This is a genomic window from Pseudomonas sp. R43(2017) (genome assembly GCF_002112345.1).
Classification (GTDB): domain Bacteria; phylum Pseudomonadota; class Gammaproteobacteria; order Pseudomonadales; family Pseudomonadaceae; genus Aquipseudomonas; species Aquipseudomonas kribbensis.
Window position 1 is genome coordinate 67,265 of the sequence record NZ_NEHJ01000003.1, and the last position, 18,703, is coordinate 85,967.

Genomic DNA, 18,703 nt, shown 5'->3' on the forward strand with positions numbered 1-18,703 from the left:
ATGACCGTGACTATCAAACTCGGCCAGTTGGCCGAGTTCCTCGGTGCCACCCTGAGTGGCGATCCCGAGAAGCAAATTACTGGGCTAGCCACCTTGCAGGAGGCTGGCCCAGCTCAGTTGAGCTTTCTGGCAAACCCTCAATACCGCAAATACCTGGCTGGCTCGCAAGCGGCAGCATTGCTGCTCAAGGCGGCTGATGCCGAAGGTTATGCCGGGAATGCGTTGGTGGTGCCGGATCCTTATCTGGCTTACGCACGCATTTCTCACCTGTTCGATCCGAAGCCGAAAGCTGCAGCCGGTATCCATCCGTCGGCAGTGATCGCTCCGGATGCCGTGGTCGATCCGACTGCCAGCATCGGTCCCTTTGTGGTGATCGAGTCGGGTGCACGGATCGGGGCGGGCGTGACGCTTGGCGCGCATTGCGTTGTCGGTGCCCGCAGCGAAGTCGGCGAGGGCGGCTGGCTGGCTCCGCGTGTCACGCTGTATCACGACGTGCGCATCGGCAAGCGGGTGGTGATTCAGTCAGGTGCAGTGCTTGGCGGTGAGGGCTTCGGCTTTGCCAACGAGAAAGGCATCTGGCAGAAAATCGCCCAGATCGGTGGCGTGACCATCGGCGACGATGTGGAGATCGGCGTGAATACCGCCATCGACCGCGGTGCGTTGGCCGATACCGTGATCGGTAACGGCGTCAAGCTCGACAACCAGATTCAGATCGCCCACAACGTTCAGGTCGGTGATCACACTGCCATGGCTGCGTGCGTGGGGATTTCCGGTAGCACCAAAATCGGCAAGCACTGCATGCTCGCCGGTGGTGTCGGCCTGGTAGGGCACATCGATATTTGCGACAACGTATTCCTGACCGGGATGACCATGGTGACCCACTCGATTACCGAGCCGGGTGCCTATTCTTCCGGTACGGCCATGCAGCCGGCTGCCGAGTGGCGCAAAAGCGCGGCACGCATCCGTCAGCTCGATGACATCGCGCGACGCTTGCGACAGCTGGAAAAGCAGGCAGGGGAAGTGACCCCTGGCGGTAACGCTTCATCTGAAGGCTGATACCATTTCCATATCAAGTGTGCACAGCCTCTGGACTGCCTCCTTGATTTGCTAGAGGAGTGCGCGTCAGTCGCGCTCCCAATCTTTACATAGGCTTCCCCCCGAAATGATGGACATCAACGAGATTCGCGAATACCTGCCTCACCGTTACCCGTTCCTGCTGGTGGACCGGGTGGTGGAACTGGATACGGAAGGCAAGCGCATTCGCGCCTACAAGAATGTCAGCATCAACGAACCGTTCTTCAATGGCCACTTCCCTGCGCACCCGATCATGCCGGGCGTGTTGATCATCGAAGCGATGGCTCAGGCTGCCGGGATCCTCGGTTTCAAGATGCTCGATGTGAAACCGGCCGATGGCACCCTCTACTATTTCGTCGGTTCCGACAAACTGCGTTTCCGTCAGCCAGTGCTGCCGGGTGACCAGTTGATCCTCGAAGCCAAGTTCATCAGCTGCAAGCGTCAGATCTGGAAGTTCGAATGCCAGGCTTCGGTCGATGGCAAGCCGGTCTGCTCCGCTGAAATCATCTGTGCGGAACGCAAGCTATGAGTTTGATTGACCCTCGCGCAATCATCGATCCTTCGGCCGTACTGGCCGAAGGTGTCGAGGTCGGCCCGTGGTCGATCATCGGCGCAGGTGTGGAAATCGGCGAGGGAACAGTGATCGGGCCACACGTGATCCTCAAAGGTCCGACCCGAATCGGCAAGCACAATCGCATCTACCAGTTTTCCTCGGTAGGCGAAGACACGCCGGACCTCAAGTACAAGGGTGAAGAGACCCGTCTGGTGATCGGTGACCACAACGTTATCCGTGAAGGCGTGACGATTCACCGTGGCACGGTTCAGGATCGCTCGGAAACCACCCTGGGTGATCACAACCTGATCATGGCTTACGCCCACATCGGTCACGACAGTGTCATCGGCAACCATTGCATCCTGGTCAACAACACGGCACTGGCCGGCCACGTGCATGTCGAGGACTGGGCGATCCTGTCCGGCTTCACGCTGGTGCATCAGTATTGCCACATCGGCGCCCACAGCTTTTCCGGCATGGGAACGGCCATTGGCAAGGACGTCCCGGCTTTCGTCACGGTGTTCGGCAACCCGGCTGAAGCGCGCAGCATGAACTTTGAAGGCATGCGCCGTCGCGGTTTCAGCGAGGATGCGATTCACGCTCTGCGTCGTGCCTACAAAACCGTTTATCGCCAGGGGCTGACTGTCGAGCAAGCGCTGGCCGAACTGGCCGAGCCTGCCGCCCAGTTCCCGGAAGTCGCGGTGTTCCGTGACTCCATCCAGTCGTCGTCTCGCGGCATCACTCGCTGATCATGGCCAATCTGCGTATTGCGCTGGTGGCGGGTGAGGCTTCCGGCGATATTCTGGGCGCCGGTCTGATGCGAGCCCTCAAGGCACAGCATCCGGCGGTCGAGTTCATCGGTGTCGGCGGCCCCCTGATGCAGGCCGAGGGCCTGAATTCCTACTTCCCCATGGAGCGGTTGTCGGTCATGGGGTTGGTTGAAGTCCTCGGTCGGCTGCGTGAGCTCCTCAAGCGCCGCAAGGACCTGATCGCCACCCTGATCGCCCAGAAGCCGGATGTGTTCATCGGCATCGATGCGCCGGATTTCAACCTCAATATCGAACTCAAGCTGCGTCAGGCCGGGATCAAGACCGTGCACTACGTCAGCCCTTCGGTGTGGGCGTGGCGGCAGAAGCGGGTGCTGAAGATCCGCGAAGGCTGCGACCTGATGCTCACGCTGCTGCCGTTCGAAGCAAAGTTTTACGAAGAGAAGGGCGTACCGGTGCGGTTCGTCGGCCATACGCTGGCCGATACCATTCCACTGGAAGCCGATCGCGCCGCTGCGCGAGCCGAGCTGGGTCTGCCTGACGGTCCGCTGGTGGCTTTGATGCCCGGCAGCCGGGGCGGCGAAGTCAGTCGTCTGGGCGCGCTGTTTCTCGATACCGCCGAACGCCTGCGCGCCATGCGTCCGGGTTTGCGCTTCGTCATTCCATGTGCCAATCCAGAGCGTCGAGCCCAGCTTGAAGAGCTGCTGGCCGGCCGTGATCTGCCGGTGACCCTGCTCGACGGCAAGTCCCATCTGGCGCTGGCAGCGTGCAATGCGGTCCTGATTGCGTCGGGCACGGCGACCCTTGAAGCGCTGCTCTACAAGCGCCCGATGGTGGTGGCCTACCGTCTTGCGCCGCTGACGTTCTGGATTCTCAAGCGCATGGTCAAGAGCCCGTACGTCTCCCTGCCGAACCTGCTGGCCCAGCGTCTGCTGGTACCGGAATTGTTGCAGGATGATGCGACGGTCGAGGCGCTGGCCCAGACCCTGTCGCCGCTGATCGACGGCGGTGAAGAACAGACTCGCGGCTTCGATGAAATCCACCGCACCCTGCGCCTGGACGCCTCCAATCAGGCGGCTGACGCCGTTCTGAACCTGATCGGTCAAACTCGATGAGCAAGACAAGCATGCAGATGGGCCTGGATTTCACCCTGGTCGCCGAAGTCGAAGAATTGGTGGCCGGCGTTGATGAGGTCGGTCGCGGCCCGTTGTGCGGTGCGGTCGTCACGGCGGCGGTGATCCTCGATCCGAACCGGCCGATTCTGGGTCTCAATGACTCGAAGAAACTCACCGAAGCCAAGCGTGAAAAGCTCTACGACGAAATCTGCGAAAAGGCGTTGAGCTGGTGCATTGCCCGTGCCGAAGTCGAAGAAATCGACGAGCTGAACATCCTGCACGCCACCATGCTGGCGATGCAGCGCGCCGTCGCGGGTCTGCATATCCAGCCGAAACTGGCGATGATCGATGGTAACCGTTGCCCGAAACTGCCGATGCGTTCCGAAGCGGTGGTCAAGGGCGACAGCAAGGTCCCGGCCATCGCCGCCGCGTCGATTCTGGCCAAGGTCAGCCGCGACCGCGAGATGGCGGCGTTCGAATTGATCTACCCGGGTTACGGCATCGGCGGTCATAAAGGCTATCCGACGCCCGTTCATCTGGAAGCGCTGGTGCGCCTCGGGCCGACGCCGATTCACCGGCGTTCGTTCGCCCCGGTGCGACAGGCTTACGAGGCGCTTGAAGGTCTCACGCAGGTTTAGCGGCGAGGCTGATGTTTTATTCGGGGCCCGGTACAATCCGGGCCTTGTTGTCTCTATGTAACTGGACAGGATCACTATGCCGGCTTCATTCGTTCATCTACGCCTGCACACTGAATACTCCCTGGTCGACGGGCTGGTGCGGATCAAGCCGCTGGTCAAGGCCCTGACCGGCATGGGCATGCCGGCCGTTGCGGTTACCGACCAGAACAACATGTGTTCGCTGGTCAAGTTCTATAAAAACACCATGGGCGCGGGGATCAAGCCGATCTGCGGCGCGGACCTGTGGCTGTCGAACAAGGACCCGGATGGCCCGCTGAGCCGGATCAGCCTGCTGGTCATGAATGCCCTGGGCTATCGCAACCTCACCGAACTGATTTCCCGTGGCTTCATCGACGGTCAGCGCAACGGCATGATCATCATCGAGCGCGAGTGGGTGGCCGAGGCCAACGAAGGCCTGATCATGCTGTCCGCCGCGAAAGAAGGTGAGATCGGCATGGCGATGATCGGCGGCAACCCCGCCGAGGCCGAAGTCCTGACCCGTGAGTGGATGTCGGTATTCCCGGATCGTTTCTATCTGGAAATCCAGCGCACCAACCGCCCGAACGACGAAGAACAATTGCACGGCGCCGTGGCCCTGGCCGAGAAACTCGGCGCACCGCTGGTCGCCACCAACGATGTGCGCTTCATCAAGCAGGAAGACTTCGCCGCCCACGAAACCCGCGTCTGCATCGGTGAGGGCCGGGCCCTCGACGATCCGCGTCGTTCGAAGAATTACAGCGATCAGCAGTACCTGAAAAGCGCCGAGGAAATGGCCGAGCTGTTCAGCGACCTGCCGGATGCCGTGGAAAACACCGTCGAGATCGCCAAGCGCTGCAACATCGACGTGAAACTGGGCAAGCACTTCCTGCCGGACTATCCGATTCCCGATGGCATGACCATCGACGAGTATTTCCGCAAGGTGTCATTCGATGGTCTGGACGAGCGCCTCAGCGTGCTGCTGCCCAAGGACACCACCGAAGATTACGAGGCCAAGCGTCAGGTCTATGTCGACCGGCTGAATTTCGAGCTGGATATCATCATCCAGATGGGATTCCCCGGTTACTTCCTGATCGTGATGGACTTTATCCAGTGGGCCAAGAACAACGGCGTGCCGGTGGGCCCGGGCCGGGGGTCGGGTGCCGGATCGCTGGTGGCCTATGTGCAGAAGATCACCGACCTTGATCCGCTGGAATACGACCTGCTGTTCGAACGTTTCCTCAACCCGGAACGGGTATCCATGCCCGACTTCGACGTCGACTTCTGCATGGACGGCCGCGACCGGGTAATCGACTACGTGGCCGAAAAGTACGGCCGTAACGCCGTGAGCCAGATCATCACCTTCGGTTCCATGGCGGCAAAGGCTGTGGTGCGGGACGTGGCGCGGGCCCAGGGCAAGTCGTTCGGCCTGGCGGATCGTCTGTCGAAGATGATTCCGTTCGAAGTCGGCATGACCCTGGAAAAAGCCTACGAGCAGGAAGAAATCCTGCGCGACTTCATCAAGGTCGATGAAGAAGCGGCGGAAATCTGGGAGATGGCGCGCAAACTCGAAGGCGTGGTTCGTAACGTCGGTAAACACGCCGGTGGTGTGGTGATCGCGCCGACCAAGCTGACCGACTTCTCGCCGATCTATTGCGACGAGGCTGGCGATGGTCTGGTAACCCAGTTCGACAAGGATGACGTGGAAGCGGCCGGTCTGGTGAAGTTCGACTTCCTCGGCCTGCGGACCCTGACGATCATCGACTGGGCGCTGAAAACCATCAATCGCGACCGCGCCAAGGTCAACGAGCCGCCGCTGGACATCGCGTTCATCCCGCTGGATGACAAGCCGACCTATCAACTTCTGCAAAAAGCTGAAACCACTGCGGTGTTCCAGCTTGAATCCCGCGGCATGAAAGAGCTGATCAAAAAGCTCAAGCCCGACTGCCTCGAAGACCTTATCGCACTGGTGGCCCTGTTCCGTCCGGGCCCGTTGCAGTCCGGCATGGTGGATGACTTCATCAACCGCAAGCACGGTCGCGCGGAACTGGCGTATCCGCACCCGGATTACCAGTACGAAGGCTTGCAGCCGGTACTGGCACCGACCTACGGCATCATCCTGTATCAGGAACAGGTGATGCAGATCGCCCAGGTCATGGCCGGTTACACCCTCGGTGGTGCGGACATGCTGCGTCGGGCGATGGGTAAGAAAAAGCCCGAGGAAATGGCCAAGCAGCGCGGCGGTTTCATTGAGGGTTGTGCGTCGAACAATATCGACGCGGACCTTGCCGGTAACATTTTCGACCTGGTGGAAAAATTCGCCGGTTACGGTTTCAACAAATCCCACTCTGCCGCCTACGGCCTGGTGTCGTACCAGACCGCCTGGCTGAAGGCTCACTACCCGGCGCCGTTCATGGCTGCGGTACTGTCGGCGGATATGCACAACACCGACAAGGTCGTGACCTTGATCGAGGAAGTGCGCACGATGAAGCTGCGCCTCGACGCGCCGGACGTGAACACGTCGGAGTTCAAGTTCACGGTGAACGACGAGGGCCGCATCGTGTACGGCCTGGGCGCGATCAAAGGCGTCGGCGAAGGCCCGGTGGAGGCGATTACCGAAGCGCGTCAGGCCGGTCCGTTCAAGGATCTGTTTGACTTCTGCGCCCGGGTCGACCTCAAGCGCATCAACAAGCGTACGCTGGACGGCCTGATCCGCAGCGGCGCGCTGGATCGTCTCGGCCCGTACTTCCATGACGAGCAAAAGGCTTATCAGGCCAACATCGACCGCAACCGCGCGGTGCTGCTGGCGGCGATGGAAGAGGCGATCAAGTCGGCCGAACAGACTGCACGCACCCGCGACAGTGGTCACGCCGACCTGTTCGGCGGGCTGTTCGTCGAGGAAGACGCAGACGTTTACGCGCTGCATCGCAAGGCCAAGGAACTGACGCTCAAGGAACGCCTGAAGGGGGAAAAAGACACCCTCGGCCTGTACCTGACCGGCCACCCGATCGACGAATACGAAGGCGAAATCCGCCGTTTCGCCCGCCAGCGCATCATCGACCTGAAGCCGGCCCGGGATACCCAGACCGTGGCGGGGATGATCATTGCCCTGCGGGTGATGAAGAACAAAAAGGGCGACAAGATGGGTTTCATCACCCTCGACGACCGCTCCGGACGGATCGAGGCGTCGCTGTTTGCCGATGCGTTCCACTCCGCGCAGTCGCTGTTGCAGACCGATGCGATGGTGGTGGTCGAAGGCGAGGTCAGCAACGATGACTTCTCCGGCGGCCTGCGCCTGCGGGTCAAACGGGTGATGAGCATGGAAGATGCGCGCACCAACCTGGCCGAGAGTCTGCGCCTGAAGCTGCAGACCCAGGACCTGAAAGGCGATCAGCTACGCTGGTTGGGGGATTTGCTCAAGCGTCATCGCGGGGCATGCCCGATCACCATGGAATACACCAGCCCGGATGCGAAGACCTTGCTGCAGTTTGGCGAGACCTGGCGGATCGACCCGGCGGATGCCTTGATTCAAGCCCTGCGTGACCAGTTCGGGCGAGACAACGTCTTCCTCCAATACCGTTGACCGGCAGGTGAGACCGAACCGCCTGCCCACAACCTGAATTTTTAATCTCGACCTCAGCGCGCCTCTCCCTTAAGGTAGGGCGCGAATAGACAACCGGCCGGCCCCAAGCTCACTTGGGACACGACCCAAGACGGACGCCTATGAACCCGAATTTCCTGGATTTCGAACAGCCGATCGCCGACCTGCAAGCCAAGATCGAAGAGTTGCGCTTGGTCGGTAATGACAATTCGCTGAATATCGGCGATGAGATCTCCCGCCTGCAGGACAAGAGCAAGACGCTCACCGAAGACATCTTCGGCAAGCTGACCAGCTGGCAGATCGCACGTCTGGCACGTCACCCGAAACGTCCATACACCCTGGACTACATCGAGCACATCTTCACCGAGTTCGACGAACTGCACGGTGACCGTCACTTCTCCGACGACGCGGCCATTGTAGGTGGCGTGGCACGTCTGGAAGACCAGCCAGTGATGGTGATCGGTCACCAGAAGGGCCGTGAAGTGCGCGAAAAGGTACGCCGCAACTTCGGCATGCCGCGCCCGGAAGGCTACCGCAAGGCTTGCCGCCTGATGGAAATGGCCGAACGCTTCAAGATGCCGATCCTGACGTTCATTGACACCCCGGGCGCCTACCCAGGCATCGACGCCGAAGAGCGCAACCAGAGCGAAGCGATCGCCTGGAACCTGCGCGTCATGGCTCGCCTGAAAACCCCGATCATCGCCACCGTGATCGGTGAAGGTGGTTCCGGCGGCGCACTGGCGATCGGTGTCTGCGATCAGCTGAACATGCTGCAGTACTCGACTTACGCGGTAATTTCACCGGAAGGTTGCGCTTCGATTCTGTGGAAAACCGCAGAAAAGGCGCCGGATGCCGCTGAAGCAATGGGCATCACCGCCGAGCGTCTGAAAGGCCTGGGCATCGTCGACAAAGTGATCGGCGAGCCTCTGGGCGGCGCCCACCGCGATCCGGCGGCGGCTGCTGCTTCGATCCGTGCCGAGCTGAGCTCGCAACTGGCGATGCTGAAGAAGCTCGACAACGAAGCGCTGCTCAAGCGTCGTTACGATCGTCTGATGAGCTACGGTCTCTAAGTCGAGCCGTTTCGGCCAGCGATGCAAAACACTGTGGGAGCGGGCTTGCCCGCGAATGCGATGTAACATTCAACAACTGTGTTGGCTGTTTCATAGCTTTCGCGAGCAAGCCCGCTCCCACATTTGGTTTGTGAAAAGGTAGAAAAATGGGTCAGCCCTCGATTGATTTGCCTTCCAGGCTTCTGCGTAATCTCAAGCCCTGGCTCGATGCGGCCCATTGGCGTATCGCTTTCTCGGGTGGCCTCGACTCCACCGTCCTGCTGCACCTTCTGGCAACGCTCGCCAAATCCGAATCCCTTCCGGCGCTAAGCGCCATCCATGTCCATCACGGCCTTCAAGCCGCGGCCGACGCGTGGCCGGCGCATTGCCAGGCTGTCTGTGACGCCTTGGGCATTCCATTGCAGATTGTTCACGTGACCGTGCAAAAGGGCGCCAGCCTTGAGCGTGTGGCGCGGGATGCGCGTTACGTGGCATTCACTTCAGCGACCCGGATCAATGATGTGTTGATGACGGGCCAGCACCGCGACGACCAGGCAGAAACCCTGTTGTTCCGGTTGCTGCGAGGCGCCGGGGTGCGCGGCCTGTCCGGCATGCCGGCGCAACGAGCGTTGGGGCAGGGCAGTCTGGTTCGGCCCTTGCTCGACGTCACGCGTGCCGAACTGGAAGCCTATGCGCGGGATCATGATCTGCATTGGGTGGAGGATCCGTCGAATCAGGATCGACAGTTCTCGCGCAACTATCTGCGCCATCAGGTCATGCCGTTGCTGACCGGTCGCTGGCCACAGGCTCACGCCAGCATGGCCCGCAGCGCGGCGCATTTGCGTGAGGCGCAGGGGTTGCTCGATGAGCTGGCGCAGATCGATCTGGCTCAAGCGAGCTTGCCCGGTGAGTTCGAATGGTCGGGATTGCCATCGCTGGAGTTCGCGGCCATCGCCGGGTTGTCCGATGCGCGCCAACGCAATGCACTCAGTCACTGGCTTGAACCGCTCACCCGACTGCCGGATACCGACCATTGGTCGGGTTGGATCGATCTGCGCGATGCCGGTCACTACGCCGCTCCGGTCTGGCGTCTGGCGGATGGCGAGTTGCACCGCAGCGCCGGTCGCCTGTGGTGGCTCAGCGGTCATTGGTTGCGCACGCCGGTGGTCAGCGGCGACTGGCGCGAGACGTCGGCGGCGCTACGCTTGCCCGATAACGGGCGTGTCATGTTCAGCGGTCAGAATCCCGCGGGGCCGCTGCAGATCCGCTATCGGCAGGGTGGCGAGGTGATGCATCTGGCGGATCGCGGACATCGCGATCTCAAGCGCCTGCTCAATGAGCGCGCGGTGCCGGCCTTCGTGCGTGGCAGATTGCCGCTGCTGTTTCGCGGTGAAGAATTGCTCGCCGTGGCGAACCTGCCGGGGCTCGACAGCAATGCACCGGAAGGCTGGCGATTGCATTGGCAGCCTTCTGACGAAGATCAAGGTTTGAGATGAAGGGGGCATTCCGGTAGACTACGCTCCCTTCTTGATACAACTTCTGTGGATTCGCCTGAATTGCAGGAGTTGCCGATTACCAAGCAGTCTTTGCTGGGCGATTCCAAAAAATGTGTAGCGAGCAACGTACCGGTGTTTTCACTTCCGGTCTGTCCCAACGCGGCGGTTTTTTTGAAAGGTGCACTGTGATTAATGCAGGTGATCGGGGGCTTCGGCCTTCCTTCGCTTTCCCCGGCGGCTCGGACCGCTTTAACGCAGACTTCTAGGGTTTTTCATGACGCGCTACATATTCGTCACGGGCGGTGTTGTTTCTTCTTTGGGGAAAGGCATTGCATCGGCTTCATTGGCGGCCATCCTGGAGGCGCGGGGGCTTAAGGTCACCATGCTGAAGCTGGATCCGTACATCAACGTCGACCCGGGCACCATGAGCCCGTTCCAGCACGGTGAAGTGTTCGTCACCCACGACGGCGCCGAGACCGACCTGGACCTGGGCCACTACGAGCGGTTCATCCGCACGACCATGACCCAGAACAACAACTTCACCACCGGCCGTGTCTACGAGCACGTGCTGCGCAAAGAGCGCCGTGGTGACTACCTGGGTGCAACCATCCAGGTGATTCCGCACATCACCGACGAAATCAAGCGTCGCATCATCAAGGGCGCCGGCGATGCCGACGTGGCCCTGGTGGAAATCGGCGGTACCGTTGGCGACATCGAATCGCAACCGTTCCTCGAAGCCATCCGCCAGCTGCGTGTGGAAGTCGGTTCCAAGCGCGCGATGCTGATGCACCTGACCCTGGTTCCGTACATCGCCACTGCTGGCGAGACCAAGACCAAGCCGACTCAGCACTCCGTAAAAGAGCTGCGTTCGATCGGCCTGCAGCCAGACGTGCTGATCTGCCGCTCCGACCATCCGGTGGATGTGTCGTCGCGTCGCAAGATCGCGCTGTTCACCAACGTTGAAGAGCGTGCGGTGATCTCCCTGGAAGACGTCGACACCATCTACAAGATCCCGGCCGTGCTGCACGCCCAGGGTCTGGACGATTTCGTCGTCGAGCGTTTCGGCCTGCAATGCAATGGCGCCGACCTGTCCGAGTGGGAAAAGGTCGTCGATGCCAAGCTGAACCCTGAGCACGAAGTCACCATCGCGATGGTCGGCAAGTACATGGAACTGCTGGACGCCTACAAGTCGCTGATCGAAGCGATGAGTCACGCCGGCATCACCAACCGCACCAAGGTCAACCTGCGCTACATCGATTCCGAAGACATCGAGAACCAGGGCACTGCGCTGCTGGAAGGCGTCGACGCGATCCTCGTACCGGGCGGTTTCGGTCTGCGTGGCGTGGAAGGCAAGATCACTGCCGTTCAATACGCTCGCGAAAACAAGGTTCCGTACCTGGGTATCTGCCTGGGCATGCAAGTGGCGGTCATCGAGTTCGCCCGTAACGTACTGGGCTGGAAAGACGCCAACTCCACCGAGTTCGATCGTGCCAGCGGCCATCCGGTTGTCGGTCTGATCACCGAGTGGGAAGACGCCACCGGCGCCGTTGAAGTGCGTACCGAAGCGTCCGACCTGGGCGGCACCATGCGCCTCGGCGCTCAGGAATGCCTGCTCGAAGCCGGCTCCAAGGTGCACGACTGCTACGGCAAGGATGTGATTGTCGAGCGTCACCGTCACCGTTACGAAGTGAACAACAACCTGCTGCCGCAAATCATCGAGGCCGGCCTGAAGATTTCCGGTCGTTCTTCCGATGCTGCGCTGGTCGAAGTGGTCGAAGCACCGGATCATCCATGGTTCGTCGCTTGCCAGTTCCACCCGGAATTCACCTCGACTCCGCGTGACGGTCACCCGCTGTTCAGCGGTTTCGTGAAAGCAGCGTTGGCTCAACACCAGAAGAAGGCGTAACCCCGATGGCACAGAAGATCATCCGCGTCGGCGACATCGAGATTGCCAACGACAAACCCATGGTGCTGTTCGGCGGCATGAACGTGCTGGAAAGCCGTGACATGGCCATGCAGGTTTGCGAAGAGTACGTGAAGGTCACCGAAAAGCTCGGCATCCCTTACGTGTTCAAGGCCAGCTTCGACAAGGCCAACCGTTCTTCTGTGACCTCCTATCGCGGTCCTGGCCTGGAAGAGGGCATGCGCATCTTCCAGGACATCAAACAAGCCTTCGGCGTGCCGATCATCACCGACGTCCACGAGCCTGACCAGGCCGCGGTCGTCGCTGAGGTCTGCGACATCATCCAGCTGCCGGCCTTCCTGTCGCGCCAGACCGATCTGGTCGTCGCGATGGCCAAGACCAATGCCGTCATCAACATCAAGAAAGCCCAGTTCCTCGCGCCTCAGGAAATGAAACACATCCTGAACAAGTGCGTGGAAGCGGGTAACGATCAATTGATCCTCTGCGAGCGTGGTTCGAGCTTCGGCTACAACAACCTCGTGGTGGACATGCTCGGCTTCGGCATCATGAAGCAGTTCGAGTACCCGGTATTCTTCGACGTGACCCATTCGCTGCAAATGCCTGGCGGTCGTTCCGACTCCGCCGGCGGTCGCCGCGCCCAGGTCACCGACCTGGCCAAGGCGGGCATGAGCCAGTCGCTGGCGGGCCTGTTCCTCGAAGCGCACCCGGATCCGGACAACGCCAAATGCGACGGCCCTTGTGCCTTGCGTCTGGACAAACTGGAGCCATTCCTGGCCCAGCTCAAAGCCCTGGACGAACTGGTGAAGAGTTTTCCGACGGTAGAAACCGCGTAAACCTCAATTCTCCGGTAAAGTACCGCACGATTTGTCGCTCATGCCCTCGGGTATGAGCGTTGTCGTCTGCAAGCTGCCCGCTGTACACCACTTGCCGACGGTCAAAAGATTTCCTCTAGCTGCGTCGTTTTCGTCAACTTTGGAGTGTTTACAACAATGGCAAAAATCGTCGACATCAAAGGTCGTGAAGTTCTCGACTCCCGTGGCAATCCCACCGTGGAAGCGGACGTGCTTCTCGACAACGGCATCATCGGCAGCGCTTGCGCGCCGTCCGGTGCATCCACTGGCTCGCGTGAAGCGCTCGAGCTGCGTGATGGCGACAAGAGCCGTTACCTGGGCAAGGGCGTGCTCAAGGCGGTAGCCAACATCAACGGTCCGATCCGCGATCTGCTGCTGGGCACCGACCCGAGCGATCAGAAAGCCCTGGATCACGCGATGATCAAGCTCGACGGTACCGAAAACAAGGCAACCCTGGGCGCCAACGCCATCCTCGCCGTTTCCCTGGCTGCGGCCAAGGCGGCAGCACAGGATCAGGACCTGCCGCTGTACGCACACATCGCCAACCTGAACGGCACCCCGGGTGTGTACTCGATGCCGGTTCCGATGATGAACATCATCAACGGTGGCGAACACGCCGACAACAACGTCGACATCCAGGAATTCATGGTTCAGCCGGTTGGCGCCAAGTCTTTCTCGGAAGGTCTGCGCATGGGCACCGAGATTTTCCATCACCTGAAAGCTGTTCTGAAGGCCCGTGGCCTGAGCACTGCTGTCGGTGACGAAGGCGGTTTCGCTCCAAACCTGGCGTCCAACGAAGACGCACTGAAAGTGATCTCCGAAGCCGTTGCCAACGCCGGTTACAAGCTGGGCACCGACGTGACCCTGGCTCTGGACTGCGCGGCCAGCGAATTCTTCGAAGACGGCAAGTACAACCTGTCCGGCGAAGGCCAGGTGTTCACCGCTGAAGGTTTCGCCGACTACCTGAAAGGCCTGACCGAGCGTTACCCGATCATCTCGATCGAAGACGGTCTGGACGAGTCCGACTGGGCTGGCTGGAAGATCCTCACGGACAAGATCGGCGAGAAGACCCAGCTGGTCGGCGACGACCTGTTCGTGACCAACACCAAGATCCTGAAAGAAGGCATCGACAAGAAGATCGCCAACTCGATCCTGATCAAGTTCAACCAGATCGGCACCCTGACCGAAACCCTGGAAGCCATCCAGATGGCCAAGGCTGCCGGTTACACCGCCGTGATCTCGCACCGTTCGGGCGAAACCGAAGATTCGACCATTGCCGATCTGGCCGTGGGTACTTCGGCTGGCCAGATCAAGACCGGCTCGCTGTGCCGTTCCGACCGCGTTTCCAAGTACAACCAACTGCTGCGTATCGAAGAGCAGTTGAATGGCAAAGCCAAGTACAACGGTCGCTCCGAGTTCCGCGGCTGATCGCTACATGTTAAAAAGACACCGGATTGTGTCGGAAAAGTCGTGACAGCGATGGATTTGCCACTAATCTGATGCCTTATATGCACAAGCCTGGATATTCCAGGCTTCGTGCTATCAGATGCTTCAAAGTTTTTGCGTGGCTGTCTTTTTTCACTGGATACCTGATATTCGATGCGCAGTCCTTACTGGTTGTTTCTCGTCTTGCTCTTGCTGCTGGCCGGTCTGCAGTACCGCCTGTGGGTGGGCAATGGCAGTCTGGCGCAAGTTGCCGAACTGAATCAGCAGATCGCTGATCAACACGCCGAGAACGAAGCCCTGCTGGAGCGCAACCGGGTGATGGACGCTGAAGTCAGCGAGTTGAAGAAAGGCATGGAGACCGTTGAAGAGCGGGCTCGTCACGAACTGGGCATGGTCAAGGACGGCGAAACCCTTTACCAGTTGGCCCAATGATCGATTCCCTGCCGGCCTTCTGGGCCGTGATTCCTGCCGCGGGCGTCGGTGCCCGTATGGCCGCGGACCGTCCCAAGCAATACCTGCAATTGGGCGGGCGCACAATTCTCGAACACAGCCTCGGCTGTTTCCTCGATCACCCGAGCCTCAAGGGCCTGGTGGTCAGTCTTGCTGTCGATGATCCTTATTGGCCGAGCCTCGCCAGCGCCAGCGATCCGCGAATTCAACGGGTCGATGGCGGCGCCGAGCGTTCCGGTTCGGTGCTCAACGCCTTGCTGCATTTGCATGCGCAAGGTGCCGACGATGAGGATTGGGTGCTGGTGCACGATGCAGCACGGCCCAATCTGAGCCGTGACGATCTCGATAAGTTACTTTCAGAACTTGCCGACGATTCAGTGGGCGGCCTGCTGGCCGTGCCAGCGCGCGACACTCTCAAGCGGGTCGACAGGCACGGTCGTGTGGTCGAAACCGTGGATCGCAGCGTGATCTGGCAGGCCTACACGCCGCAGATGTTTCGCCTCGGTGCCTTGCACCGCGCGCTGGCGGACAGTCTGGTGGCCGATGCGCTGATCACCGATGAAGCCTCGGCGATGGAGTGGGCCGGCCTGGCGCCGCGTCTGATCGAAGGCCGTGCGGATAACCTGAAAGTCACCCGCCCGGAAGACCTCGAATGGTTGCGCCAGCGCTGGGCCAACCGTCGTTAAATCCGGTACTCCGGCCGTTCGGCCAAACCTTCCTTGAGAAAATCCACCAGTTTGCGCACCTTCGGCGAAAGGTGCCTTTGCTGTGGATACAGTGCCCACACCGCCGTATTCGGCGGTTGATGCGCTTCCAGCAAAGAGATCAACGCACCGCTGTGCAGGTGCTCCAGCACGTAATAGTCCGGCAACTGACACAAACCCACGCCTTGCAACGCCGCATCCAGCACCGCTTGCCCACTGTTGCAGCGCCAGTTTCCCTGTACCCGTTGGGAAAATTCCCGCCCGTTCTGTTCCAGCTGCCAGATATCCGAGCTGCCGATCAGGCAATTGTGCCGGCTCAGTTCCGACAAACTATGTGGCCGACCGTACCGTTCGAGGTAGGACGGCGATGCGCAGAGGTACATGCGCCGTGGGGCCAGACGAGTCGCCACCAGCCGGGAATCCTGAAGACGCCCGAGACGGATCGCCAGATCCAGGCCTTCATGCACCAGATCGAGTTGCCGGTTGGTCAGTTCGATATCGATGCGCAGTTGCGGGTAGTGCCCCATGAACCGGGTCACCAGCGGCACGATGAAGCGCTCGCCATACGCCACGGCACAGGTCATGCGCAGCATGCCTTTGGGTTCGCTGGTCAGATCACCAACCGCACGCAACGCTTCTTCACGACCATCCTGCAGGCGTTGGCAATGTTGCAGGAACGTCTGGCCTGCTTCGGTAAGGGTGACGCGCCGGGTACTGCGGTAGAGCAGTCGTGTCTGCAAACGCTCTTCCAGCCGTACGATTTGTCGACTGATGTGCGAGGAAGAAACGCCCAGGCGTTCGGCAGCCGCGGTGAACTGGCTGCATTCGGCAACGGCAACGAACTCGTCGATGCCTTCCCAACGGTTTTCGGACATCGGGATTATCCCTGTATGGCAATAATGTTTTGCTTTTGTCCGGATTATTCATCAATCGGCGCTGGACTACACTGCCAGTCTGTTTTTTTATTCAATGGATTCACTGGAGAGTCAGCATGATCAAGTCGCGCGCCGCCGTTGCCTTCGAGGCCAAGAAGCCGCTGGAAATCGTAGAAGTCGATGTCGCCATGCCGAAGGCCGGTGAAGTGTTGCTGCGCGTGGTGGCTTCCGGGGTTTGCCATACCGACGCCTACACTCTGTCCGGCGCTGACCCGGAAGGTATCTTCCCGTCGATCCTCGGTCACGAAGGTGGTGCCATCGTTGAAGCGATCGGCGAGGGCGTGACCTCGGTGGCTGTTGGCGACCACGTGATCCCGCTGTACACCCCGGAATGCGGTCAGTGCAAATTCTGCAAGTCGGGCAAGACCAACCTGTGCCAGGCGATTCGCGCCACTCAGGGCAAGGGCCTGATGCCGGACGGCACTTCGCGTTTTTCCTACAAGGGCCAAACGATTTTCCACTACATGGGTACCTCGACCTTCTCCGAGTACACCGTGCTGCCGGAAATCTCCGTGGCCAAGATCTCCAAGGATGCACCGCTGGAAAAGGTCTGCCTGCTCGGTTGCGGCGTGACCACCGGGATTGGTGCGGTGATCAACACCGCCAAGGTCAAACCGGGTGACACCGTGGCCATCTTCGGTCTTGGCGGCATCGGTCTGTCGGCGGTGATTGGCGCGGTGAAGGCCAAGGCCTCGCGCATCATCGCCATCGACATCAACCCGGCCAAGTTCGAAATCGCCAGGCAACTGGGCGCCACCGACTGCGTGAACCCGAAAGACTTCGATCGTCCGATCCAGGAAGTGATCGTCGACATGACCGATGGCGGCGTCGACTTCTCCTTCGAATGCATCGGCAACGTGCAACTGATGCGCGCAGCCCTCGAGTGCTGCCATAAAGGCTGGGGCGAGTCGGTGATCATCGGTGTTGCCGGTGCCGGCCAGGAAATCGCCACCCGTCCGTTCCAGCTGGTGACCGGTCGCGTCTGGCGCGGTTCGGCGTTCGGTGGCGTGCGTGGTCGTAGCGAATTGCCAAGCTACGTCGACATGGCTCAGACCGGCGAAATCCCGCTGGATACCTTCATCACTCACACCATGGGTCTGGAAGACATCAACAAGGCCTTCGATCTGATGCACGAAGGCAAGAGCATCCGTACCGTCATTCATTTCTGATCAATCGCGATGCCACGGCTGCCAATGCGCAGCCGTGGTTGCGTAGGAGTCCTACATGAGTCTGGAAAACATCTCCTGTCAGAAGAGTTTCGGCGGCTGGCACAAGCGCTATCGCCATCGCTCCGAAGTACTGGGTTGCGACATGGTGTTCGCCGTGTATCTGCCGCCACAGGCAGAGCAGGGCGGCAAGCTGCCGGTGCTGTACTGGCTGTCGGGCCTGACCTGCACGGACGAGAACTTCATGCAGAAGGCCGGCGCCATGCGCATGGCAGCCGAACTGGGGTTGATCATCGTGGCGCCGGACACCAGCCCCCGTGGCGCCGATGTACCGGGTGACCCTGATGGCGCGTGGGATTTCGGCCTCGGTGCCGGGTTCTACCTGAATGCCACGCAGGAACCATGGTCGCGGCACTATCGGATGCATGACTATGTCGTGCAGGAATTGCCTTCACTGGTTGAAGCGCATTTCCCGGCGTCGGACAAGCGCGGCATCAGCGGTCACTCCATGGGCGGTCACGGTGCGCTGGTCTGTGCATTGCGCAATCCGGGGCGCTATCTTTCGGTGTCGGCGTTCTCGCCGATCAACAATCCGATGGATTGCCCGTGGGGTCAGAAGGCGTTCTCCCGTTATCTGGGCGAAGATCGTTCGAAATGGCGCGAGTGGGATGCCTGTGCGCTGATCGCCGAGGTCGACGAGAAACTGCCATTGCTGGTCGATCAGGGTGACCGCGACGATTTCCTTGCCACCCAACTCAAGCCGGAAGCGCTGCAACAAGCGGCAAAACAGGCGGGGCATCCGCTGACGTTGCGCCTGCAGCCGGGCTACGACCACAGCTATTTCTTCATCGCGAGCTTCATAGACGACCACTTGCAACATCACGCACGCGCTCTAAAGGGCTAATGCAGGTAGAATCAC

Annotated in this window: 16 protein-coding genes; 15 read left to right on the top strand and 1 reads right to left on the bottom strand. The window is 60.3% G+C overall.

Features of this window, described 5'->3' with window-relative positions:
* The 13 genes from lpxD to ispD all read left to right on the top strand — a co-directional run bounded on the left by lpxD (nucleotide 1) and on the right by ispD (nucleotide 15,665).
* Complete coding sequence (gene lpxD, locus CAG02_RS08695) at nucleotides 1–1,056, top strand: UDP-3-O-(3-hydroxymyristoyl)glucosamine N-acyltransferase (RefSeq protein ID WP_085712844.1); 1,056 nt, start codon at nucleotides 1–3, stop codon at nucleotides 1,054–1,056.
* A 106-nt stretch (nucleotides 1,057–1,162) separates the two neighbouring features.
* Nucleotides 1,163–1,603: a 3-hydroxyacyl-ACP dehydratase FabZ gene (fabZ, locus tag CAG02_RS08700; RefSeq protein ID WP_003222142.1), complete on the top strand. Its 441-nt coding sequence runs from the start codon at nucleotides 1,163–1,165 to the stop codon at nucleotides 1,601–1,603.
* Nucleotides 1,600–2,376 (top strand): acyl-ACP--UDP-N-acetylglucosamine O-acyltransferase, encoded by a 777-nt coding sequence (lpxA, locus tag CAG02_RS08705; protein WP_085712845.1) that lies wholly within the window; start codon nucleotides 1,600–1,602, stop codon nucleotides 2,374–2,376. The genes fabZ and lpxA overlap by 4 nt, the downstream gene beginning before the upstream one ends.
* A 2-nt stretch (nucleotides 2,377–2,378) precedes the next feature.
* Nucleotides 2,379–3,509: a lipid-A-disaccharide synthase gene (gene lpxB, locus CAG02_RS08710; RefSeq protein WP_085712846.1), complete on the top strand. Its 1,131-nt coding sequence runs from the start codon at nucleotides 2,379–2,381 to the stop codon at nucleotides 3,507–3,509.
* Between the two features lie 11 nt (nucleotides 3,510–3,520).
* Nucleotides 3,521–4,147, top strand: coding sequence for a ribonuclease HII (gene rnhB / locus CAG02_RS08715; RefSeq protein ID WP_085712847.1), 627 nt, complete (start codon nucleotides 3,521–3,523; stop codon nucleotides 4,145–4,147).
* Between the two features lie 76 nt (nucleotides 4,148–4,223).
* Nucleotides 4,224–7,745, top strand: a complete 3,522-nt coding sequence (gene dnaE, locus CAG02_RS08720) for a DNA polymerase III subunit alpha (RefSeq protein WP_085712848.1) — start codon at nucleotides 4,224–4,226, stop codon at nucleotides 7,743–7,745.
* 140 nt (nucleotides 7,746–7,885) lie between these two features.
* Nucleotides 7,886–8,833, top strand: coding sequence for an acetyl-CoA carboxylase carboxyltransferase subunit alpha (locus CAG02_RS08725; protein ID WP_085712849.1), 948 nt, complete (start codon nucleotides 7,886–7,888; stop codon nucleotides 8,831–8,833).
* Between the two features lie 146 nt (nucleotides 8,834–8,979).
* Nucleotides 8,980–10,308 carry a tRNA lysidine(34) synthetase TilS gene (tilS, locus tag CAG02_RS08730; RefSeq protein ID WP_085712850.1) on the top strand — a complete coding sequence of 443 codons (1,329 nt, stop codon included), beginning with the start codon at nucleotides 8,980–8,982 and terminating at the stop codon, nucleotides 10,306–10,308.
* Nucleotides 10,309–10,582: 274 nt separating this feature from the next.
* Complete coding sequence (locus CAG02_RS08735; RefSeq protein ID WP_011332696.1) at nucleotides 10,583–12,214, top strand: CTP synthase; 1,632 nt, start codon at nucleotides 10,583–10,585, stop codon at nucleotides 12,212–12,214.
* Between the two features lie 5 nt (nucleotides 12,215–12,219).
* Entirely contained in the window at nucleotides 12,220–13,065 is an 846-nt protein-coding gene (gene kdsA, locus CAG02_RS08740) for a 3-deoxy-8-phosphooctulonate synthase (protein WP_007954807.1), read from the top strand.
* A gap of 156 nt (nucleotides 13,066–13,221) precedes the next feature.
* The gene (eno, locus tag CAG02_RS08745; RefSeq protein WP_007954808.1) at nucleotides 13,222–14,511 is read left to right on the top strand and encodes a phosphopyruvate hydratase; all 1,290 of its coding nucleotides are present in this window, start codon (nucleotides 13,222–13,224) and stop codon (nucleotides 14,509–14,511) included.
* A 171-nt stretch (nucleotides 14,512–14,682) separates the two neighbouring features.
* Nucleotides 14,683–14,961, top strand: coding sequence for a cell division protein FtsB (gene ftsB, locus CAG02_RS08750; protein ID WP_003222158.1), 279 nt, complete (start codon nucleotides 14,683–14,685; stop codon nucleotides 14,959–14,961).
* Nucleotides 14,958–15,665: a 2-C-methyl-D-erythritol 4-phosphate cytidylyltransferase gene (ispD, locus tag CAG02_RS08755; protein ID WP_085712851.1), complete on the top strand. Its 708-nt coding sequence runs from the start codon at nucleotides 14,958–14,960 to the stop codon at nucleotides 15,663–15,665. The genes ftsB and ispD overlap by 4 nt, the downstream gene beginning before the upstream one ends.
* Here the strand turns inward: ispD and CAG02_RS08760 are convergent.
* Nucleotides 15,662–16,558 (bottom strand): LysR substrate-binding domain-containing protein, encoded by an 897-nt coding sequence (locus CAG02_RS08760; protein WP_085712852.1) that lies wholly within the window; start codon nucleotides 16,556–16,558, stop codon nucleotides 15,662–15,664. The genes ispD and CAG02_RS08760 overlap by 4 nt on opposite strands.
* Before the next feature lie 116 nt (nucleotides 16,559–16,674).
* On the opposite strand from CAG02_RS08760, the gene CAG02_RS08765 reads away from it, so the two are divergent.
* Nucleotides 16,675–17,787, top strand: coding sequence for an S-(hydroxymethyl)glutathione dehydrogenase/class III alcohol dehydrogenase (locus tag CAG02_RS08765; protein ID WP_085712853.1), 1,113 nt, complete (start codon nucleotides 16,675–16,677; stop codon nucleotides 17,785–17,787).
* Nucleotides 17,788–17,842: 55 nt separating this feature from the next.
* Entirely contained in the window at nucleotides 17,843–18,688 is an 846-nt protein-coding gene (gene fghA / locus CAG02_RS08770; protein WP_085712854.1) for an S-formylglutathione hydrolase, read from the top strand.
* Nucleotides 18,689–18,703 lie beyond the last annotated feature (15 nt).

Coding starts and splice junctions, on each gene's coding strand:
- eno (WP_007954808.1), top strand. CDS start 13,222: ATGGCAAAAATCGTCGACATCAAAGGTCGTGAAGTTCTCGACTCCCGT.
- CAG02_RS08725 (WP_085712849.1), top strand. CDS start 7,886: ATGAACCCGAATTTCCTGGATTTCGAACAGCCGATCGCCGACCTGCAA.
- rnhB (WP_085712847.1), top strand. CDS start 3,521: ATGCAGATGGGCCTGGATTTCACCCTGGTCGCCGAAGTCGAAGAATTG.
- lpxA (WP_085712845.1), top strand. CDS start 1,600: ATGAGTTTGATTGACCCTCGCGCAATCATCGATCCTTCGGCCGTACTG.
- fabZ (WP_003222142.1), top strand. CDS start 1,163: ATGATGGACATCAACGAGATTCGCGAATACCTGCCTCACCGTTACCCG.
- ftsB (WP_003222158.1), top strand. CDS start 14,683: ATGCGCAGTCCTTACTGGTTGTTTCTCGTCTTGCTCTTGCTGCTGGCC.
- fghA (WP_085712854.1), top strand. CDS start 17,843: ATGAGTCTGGAAAACATCTCCTGTCAGAAGAGTTTCGGCGGCTGGCAC.
- CAG02_RS08735 (WP_011332696.1), top strand. CDS start 10,583: ATGACGCGCTACATATTCGTCACGGGCGGTGTTGTTTCTTCTTTGGGG.
- ispD (WP_085712851.1), top strand. CDS start 14,958: ATGATCGATTCCCTGCCGGCCTTCTGGGCCGTGATTCCTGCCGCGGGC.
- CAG02_RS08760 (WP_085712852.1), bottom strand. CDS start 16,558: ATGTCCGAAAACCGTTGGGAAGGCATCGACGAGTTCGTTGCCGTTGCC.
- lpxB (WP_085712846.1), top strand. CDS start 2,379: ATGGCCAATCTGCGTATTGCGCTGGTGGCGGGTGAGGCTTCCGGCGAT.
- kdsA (WP_007954807.1), top strand. CDS start 12,220: ATGGCACAGAAGATCATCCGCGTCGGCGACATCGAGATTGCCAACGAC.
- lpxD (WP_085712844.1), top strand. CDS start 1: ATGACCGTGACTATCAAACTCGGCCAGTTGGCCGAGTTCCTCGGTGCC.
- tilS (WP_085712850.1), top strand. CDS start 8,980: ATGGGTCAGCCCTCGATTGATTTGCCTTCCAGGCTTCTGCGTAATCTC.
- dnaE (WP_085712848.1), top strand. CDS start 4,224: ATGCCGGCTTCATTCGTTCATCTACGCCTGCACACTGAATACTCCCTG.
- CAG02_RS08765 (WP_085712853.1), top strand. CDS start 16,675: ATGATCAAGTCGCGCGCCGCCGTTGCCTTCGAGGCCAAGAAGCCGCTG.